This is a genomic window from Marinoscillum furvescens DSM 4134, from assembly GCF_003386095.1.
Lineage (GTDB): Bacteria > Bacteroidota > Bacteroidia > Cytophagales > Cyclobacteriaceae > Marinoscillum > Marinoscillum furvescens.
Map to the genome: position 1 here is coordinate 204,686 of NZ_QREG01000007.1, position 6,590 is coordinate 211,275.

The 6,590-nt window shown below is 44.4% G+C and carries 8 protein-coding genes; all 8 read left to right on the forward strand.

All coding sequences use genetic code 11. From position 1 onward, the window contains the following. The first annotated feature begins 19 nt into the window (after positions 1–19). Positions 20–505 (forward strand): NADH-quinone oxidoreductase subunit A, encoded by a 486-nt coding sequence (locus C7460_RS09750; protein WP_115867908.1) that lies wholly within the window; start codon positions 20–22, stop codon positions 503–505. Next, positions 505–1,035 (forward strand): NADH-quinone oxidoreductase subunit NuoB, encoded by a 531-nt coding sequence (gene nuoB, locus C7460_RS09755; RefSeq protein ID WP_115867909.1) that lies wholly within the window; start codon positions 505–507, stop codon positions 1,033–1,035. Before C7460_RS09750 ends, nuoB begins: the two co-directional genes overlap by 1 nt. 29 nt (positions 1,036–1,064) lie before the next feature. Continuing rightward, the gene (locus C7460_RS09760; protein ID WP_115867910.1) at positions 1,065–2,072 is read left to right on the forward strand and encodes an AAA family ATPase; all 1,008 of its coding nucleotides are present in this window, start codon (positions 1,065–1,067) and stop codon (positions 2,070–2,072) included. Continuing rightward, positions 2,072–2,641 (forward strand): DUF3226 domain-containing protein, encoded by a 570-nt coding sequence (locus C7460_RS09765; RefSeq protein ID WP_115867911.1) that lies wholly within the window; start codon positions 2,072–2,074, stop codon positions 2,639–2,641. Before C7460_RS09760 ends, C7460_RS09765 begins: the two co-directional genes overlap by 1 nt. Continuing rightward, a complete protein-coding gene (locus tag C7460_RS09770) occupies positions 2,638–3,159 on the forward strand; it encodes an NADH-quinone oxidoreductase subunit C (protein WP_115867912.1) in 522 nt (173 codons plus the stop codon). The genes C7460_RS09765 and C7460_RS09770 overlap by 4 nt, the downstream gene beginning before the upstream one ends. 2 nt (positions 3,160–3,161) lie before the next feature. Next, on the forward strand, positions 3,162–4,373 hold the full coding sequence (locus tag C7460_RS09775; protein ID WP_245986286.1) for an NADH-quinone oxidoreductase subunit D: 1,212 nt from the start codon (positions 3,162–3,164) through the stop codon (positions 4,371–4,373). A 70-nt stretch (positions 4,374–4,443) separates the two neighbouring features. Continuing rightward, a complete protein-coding gene (locus tag C7460_RS09780; protein ID WP_115867914.1) occupies positions 4,444–5,946 on the forward strand; it encodes an NAD(P)H-hydrate dehydratase in 1,503 nt (500 codons plus the stop codon). Positions 5,947–6,043: 97 nt separating this feature from the next. Continuing rightward, positions 6,044–6,421: a T9SS type A sorting domain-containing protein gene (locus tag C7460_RS09785; protein WP_115867915.1), complete on the forward strand. Its 378-nt coding sequence runs from the start codon at positions 6,044–6,046 to the stop codon at positions 6,419–6,421. Positions 6,422–6,590 lie beyond the last annotated feature (169 nt).

Below are 6,590 nucleotides of genomic sequence, written 5' to 3' on the forward strand. Positions count from 1 at the left end.
CATTGTGTAATTTTCAGCCATGATTGAATTGTCAGGCTTTGCAGTGGTGCTCCTTTTTATCATTGGGGCGGCAGGATTTGTAGTGACTACCATGCTGGTGGGTAAGATTCTCCGACCGGTCAGACCTAATGAAGAGAAAAATACAACCTACGAATCAGGAGAAGATCCGGTGAAGTCTGCCTGGGGTGTTTTTAATATCCGGTTTTATGTCATAGCGCTCATTTTTCTGTTGTTCGAAACGGAGCTGGTATTTCTGTTTCCCTGGGCTACAGTGTTTGCCAATGAAGAAATGAATGCTTCTACAGATGGTTTGTGGGGCATGTTCTCTTTGGTTGAGACGTTCATTTTTATAGGTATACTGCTGCTAGGCTTAGTATATGTGTGGGCCAAGGGTATGCTGGACTGGGTGAAGCCAAAGCCACAAAAATCCACTTACCGATCACGTATTCCAGCGTCGGCTTACGCACACATCAATCAGAAATCGTACGAAAAGAAACAAGCATAATGGGACTTTTGGATCATCAATTTGGACAAGGTGGCATCATTGTCACTAAGGCAGACGACTTGCTCAACTGGGCTCGGCTATCCAGCCTGTGGCCCATGGGGTTTGGTCTGGCGTGTTGTGCCATAGAGATGATGGGAGCCTATACCTCCGGGTATGATATGGATCGTTTTGGGGTTTTGCCCAGAGCGTCTCCTCGCCAGTCCGATGTAATGATCATCTCCGGAACTGTGACTTTTAAAATGGCAGATCGGGTGCGCCGACTCTATGAGCAGATGGCTGAGCCGCGCTATGTGATAAGCATGGGCAGCTGTGCCAACTGTGGCGGTCCATACTGGGAGCACGGCTATCATGTAGTAAAAGGAGTGGATAAAATTATTCCTGTGGATGTGTATGTGCCGGGATGCCCTCCGCGCCCTGAAGCTCTGATAGGAGGGTTTATGAAGCTACAGGAAAAAATCAGAGGAGAGTCACTGATGAAGCCGGAGGCATTAAAGAAATTGATGGAGAAGCGGAAAAAGGCAACGGTTTAGATTGTATATCTTTAACCAGTAGGAGACCTATGGGAGCAAATCACTATAAATATCTCAAAGTCAAAAATTTCAAGAGGTTTGATAATCTTGAAGTATCCGATATTGGTCAATTCAATCTGATACTTGGCGACAATAACGTTGGCAAGACGAGTTTGCTGGAAGCACTATTGTGGAATGAACAACCTCAACTGTTTGAAGGTAATCTTTTTGAAGCATTAAAATTTAGAAACGTAGGGGAGGTTGATCAGTTTAAAGTGTTTCAATGGTACGTGAATAACAACTCCATTTACGACAACAAAGCCTCGTTACAGTTCATAATCCGGCGTGATGAGGATGGTGAGCGGAGTTTTGAATATGAGCTGGACTTTCGATTCAACTCTTTATTGCAAAAACTAACGGTGGCTCAAGCCGATAGTGTAGAAGTTGGACACGCTTTAGGTAATTTTTCTAGTCGGCCAATTCCATTCATTCCATTTTCATACGGATATTCAGACGATTTGGTGAATTTGTATTCATTGAAAGTGCAGCCAGATCGAGAAGTTAAAAGAGATCTTATTTCGGCATTGCGTGCGCTGCATCCAGAATTAGACGATATCGAAATCAGTATTTCTGAGCTCACAAAAAAGCCAGGATTGATATGTTATTTCGATAAGTCGTCCAAACCTGTTCCATTTCCTTTATTGGGAGAGGGCGTGATAAAGCTTTTTCGGGTTTTGGTTGAAATAATTAATAACAGTGGTGAGATTATTCTGATTGATGAGCTGGATACTGGAATTCATTATTCTCGAATGACTGATTATTGGAAAGTCATCTTGCAAGCTGCTTTGGAGTATGAAGTTCAGGTTTTTGCGTCGACTCATAACAGAGAGTGTGTAGAGAGTTTTCAGCTGGCCGTTCAGGATTTGGGACAAGTTTATCAAGCCAAATCCCGCACGGTGACGTTAAAGCAATCGCCCAAAACAGGTAATGTCAAAGCTTACACAGCAGGTTTTGGTGTGTTGAAAAGTGCAGTAGAACTTGGAAATGAACTAAGGTGATGACGGAGTTATTTATTGTTGTAGAAGGCAAAGAAGATTCCAATTTTATTCGTCAACTCATTGAGCATCGGATTGAGGACCCTAAGTCTTATGAGTTCATCTTCACCAATACTAATGCTCAAAGCTTGAGTGGCGACTTGATAACAAGTATTAACATAGAAACTGTGTCTCTGGAAAAGCCGACGGTTTTTGTAATGGATGCCGATGACTCTAAATCCAAGGGGGTTTCACATTTACTAAATGCCTTTTCAAATATCCGAGAGGATTGTATTTTCCTGCTTCCGAATCACTCTGATGATGGAAATCTGGAGACGCTTCTACGAGGAGTAATTCCTGAAAATTATGATGCGCTTTTATCTAAATGTATTGATGCTTTTGCAAATTGCGTGAATGGACTCAATTTAAAAGAGTATGCAGTAGGGGAGAAAGATAAATTCTTTATTTATCATGCTGGACTTACTCGAAGTAATAGCTCTGGGGCGAGAAGGCTTTATGATCTTCCGTACTATGATATGAATAGCCCTGTCTTAAATCCTTTGGTTGAATTCTTAAAAAACCACCTTACATGACTTTCGAGGAAATAAAAGCATTATTGGAAAAGCACCTTCCTGATGCTGTGGTGGGCGAAGACCTTAAGGCATCCCCGCTGGTGCTGGAAGTCACTCCTGCAGCTATTTATCAGGTTTGCGACCTGCTTCATACGCATGAGCAGTGCTATTTTGATATGCTCTCCTGCCTCACAGGATTAGATAATGGCCCCGAGGCAGGTACCATGGAGGTGATTTACAATCTGTACAGTATTCCCTATGATCATCACCTAATGCTCCGGGTCACATTAGAGCGTGAGTCTGCTGAGATCGCTTCGGTTTCTTCTATTTGGCGTACGGCCAACTGGCATGAGCGCGAGGCTTATGATATGCTCGGTATCAGGTTTCTCCACCATCCAGACCTTAGACGCATTCTTTTACCTAAAGATTGGGAAGGCTTCCCGTTACGTAAAGACTATCAGGGGCCCGAAACTTACCATGGCATGACGGTAGCCTATGACCGTGATGATACTGCACCTGATGACCTAACCAAAGATTAATCGTGGACATTCAATATCAATACCATCCGGATCATTTAAAGAACTCAGAGCCTACCGTATATAGTGCAGAAGGGCTGAAAAGTGAGGAGATGCTCATCAATCTGGGCCCCCAGCACCCGTCTACCCATGGTGTGCTCAGACTGGAAGTGATCTCGGACGGAGAGGTAGTAAAGGATGTAGTGCCACACCTGGGGTATTTGCACCGATGCTTCGAAAAGCACGCAGAGTCCGTGCCGTACAATCAGGTGATCCCCTACGTGGATCGGATGGATTACGTGGCAGCTATGAACTCTGAGCATGCTTATGCTATGGGGGTAGAGCGTATGCTGGGTATCACAGACAAAATCCCTAAACGTGTAGAATATATCCGGGTACTGGTAGCTGAGCTCAACCGGCTGGCTTCTCATTTTGTGGCCATAGGAACTTATGGGCTCGATATCGGCGCATTTACACCTTTTCTTTGGGTCATGCGTGATCGTGAGCACATTCAGCGACTCCTTGAGTGGGCGTCTGGAGCACGTATGCTGTATAACTACATCTGGATAGGAGGGCTTTTTTATGATTTACCCGTAGGTTTTGAAGAGCGATGTGCGAGTTTTAGCAAGTACCTGAAACCCAAACTCAAAGACCTGGAAAACCTCTTAATTTCAAACAAAATATTTATTGATCGAACTGCCAAAGTGGGCACACTTCCACTGGACCTGGCCATCAACTATGGAGTGACAGGCCCCATGCTTAGAGGCTCAGGGTTGAAATTCGATTTGCGAAGAGTGGATGGCTACAGCGTTTATCCAGAGCTGGATTTTGAAGTACCAATAGGCTCAGGAGAAATGGGAGAAGTGGGGGATTGCTGGGACCGTACATGGGTGCGTTTTCGCGAATGCGAAGAGTCTGTAAAGATCATTGACCAATGCCTGGAAAGACTCACCTCGGATTGTAAACGGACAAGAGATTTTGACCCGAGAGAAGTGGTGCCAAAAAAAATAAGGCCAAAAGCACAAGACCTGTATGTACGTGCAGAAAACCCCAAAGGCGAGTTGGGGTTCTTTTTCCGTGCGGACGGACGTGCGGATCAGGCGATTCGCTGTAAAGCACGTGCCTGTAGTTTTGTAAACCTTTCTGTATTGCCGGAAATCTCAAGGGGATACATGCTTTCGGACCTTATAGCTATCATGGGGTCCTTGGATGTGGTCATGGGCGAAGTGGATCGTTAAGTAAAATTTTCCTGCTTTTGTTTCTGTTTTAGTCCTTGACCTAAGCTTAGATTCTTTCTACTTTTAGGTCATGAGGCCTATTTTAAATTCCCAACAAATAAGAGAGGCAGACGCATTTACTATTGCGAATGAGCCGATTTCCAGTGTAAATCTCATGGAGCGTGCGGCTAGTGCTTTTACTCAAAAGTTTTTGGAACTGTTTGCCAGCGTACCTTCAGTTGCCGTGGTATGTGGTGTGGGAAATAATGGAGGCGATGGTCTCGCTATTGCTCGCATGCTTCAAGGTGAGGTTGGGCATATTGAGGTGTATGTAGTAGGTAATCTGGAAAAAGCCTCTGAAGATTTTCGTGTCAATTATGACCGCTTGGGTGAAAGGTTGTCCCCAAAGATTGTAGTAGATGAGAGCCAAATTCCAGAGTTTGACACATCCTTGATTATTGACGGGATGTTTGGCTCTGGTCTTTCACGGCCAGTTGAGGGGGTATATGCTCAGGTCATCGAACGTATTAATGCGTCTGAAGCACAAGTTTGTGCAATAGATATTCCTTCAGGATTGTTTGCTGATAAGCCCACTCCATCTGCGGGAGCTGTGGTAGAAGCCACTCATACCATTAGTTTTCAGCTTCCTAAGCTAGTCTTTTTTATGCCCTCCGCTGCATCCTATGTAGGTTCGTGGCATGTGGTGCCTATTGGCCTCAGTGAAGAGTTTTTACTTCAGCAGACTACAGACAAGTGGCAGATAGAGTTAAGAGATATTCACTTACCACTCAAAAGGAGGTTTGATCATAAAGGAACCAATGGCAGAGTGTTGCTCGTGGCAGGTAGTAAAGGCAAAATGGGAGCTGCAATTCTAAGTGCGAAGGCTGCTTTACGATCAGGATGCGGTTTGCTGTTTGCACATGTGCCATGTTGTGGTTTAGACATCCTGCAGGTGGCAGTGCCAGAAGCCATGGTGGAGGTAGATGAGCATACAGAAATTATATCTGAAGTGCTTCCCGAGGAGCAGATAGATGTGATCGTGATAGGGCCAGGTATCGGTACGGGAAAGCTTACGGAAAATGCCCTGGCACAATTGCTGCAAAAAGCGACAGCACCCATGGTGATGGATGCAGATGCGATCAATATACTCGCTGCGAATACTCATCTCTTAAGCGCAGTGCCACCAGAAAGCGTGCTTACACCTCATCCAGGGGAGTTTAAAAGATTGGTAGGGGACTGGAAAGATGACTTTGAAAAGCTAGAAAAGCTAAAAGCATTTTGTAAAAAATATCAGCTGAACATGGTGTTGAAAGGCGCGTATTCAGCAGTATGCGATACTAAAGGCCAGATCACCTTCAACCCAACCGGAAATCCAGGTATGGCAACCGGTGGGAGTGGAGATGTCCTCACAGGTGTGATCGGTGCACTGATAGGTCAGGGGATGAATCCTTTAGAAGCCTTGAGGGCTGGAGTATACATTCATGGACTGGCAGGTGACCTTGCTGCTCATGCTCAGGGGTATCGATCTATGACCGCCTCAGATATTGTCGCTATGTTGCCTCAGGCCATCAATCAGCTGGATAAAAAATGCTAAAAGATGTTAAGCGCGGGGTGTAACGATGAAATAACATTAAAATTTTACGGTCGACTATAAACATTTGGCGTTTTTTTTGCGTACTTTGTATGGAAGCATGAATACTAAACTCATCATAGCATCGTTAGTCATCCTATTCTCGTTTTCTGCATCGGCGCAGGGGGGAGATGATGGGTCTGTGGTGAGTGCTGAAAATAATTTTTACAATCAATCTCTCAATACGAACAATAAAATTGAGATCTACCCAAACCCAGCGGTAGACTTTATTGTTGTTAAGATTGAAAACTCTACTCTTGAAAACACAGAGTTTGAACTTCATAGCATCATTGGCAATGAAATGACTATCACTCCAGAAGACATGGGGAATGGTCAGTATCGAGTGCCAGTGAAGGATTTTGCTACTGGATATTATTTTCTGGTGGTGAAAGATGAAGTCACGCGATTCAAGAAGGCCTATCGATTCCTAAAAAATTAATTTTTTATTCTCTCTAGATTGACAATATAGCCACTCATCGAGTGGCTTTTTTGTTGACTAGAGTTTGATAATCCTCCTGTTTTCCGCGCTGGGTCAGTCAGTTTGAAAGCCGAACATTTTCATTAGTTGCTTTTGCGGTTCTCCTTCTGTGAAGATCACGCTTTGGATG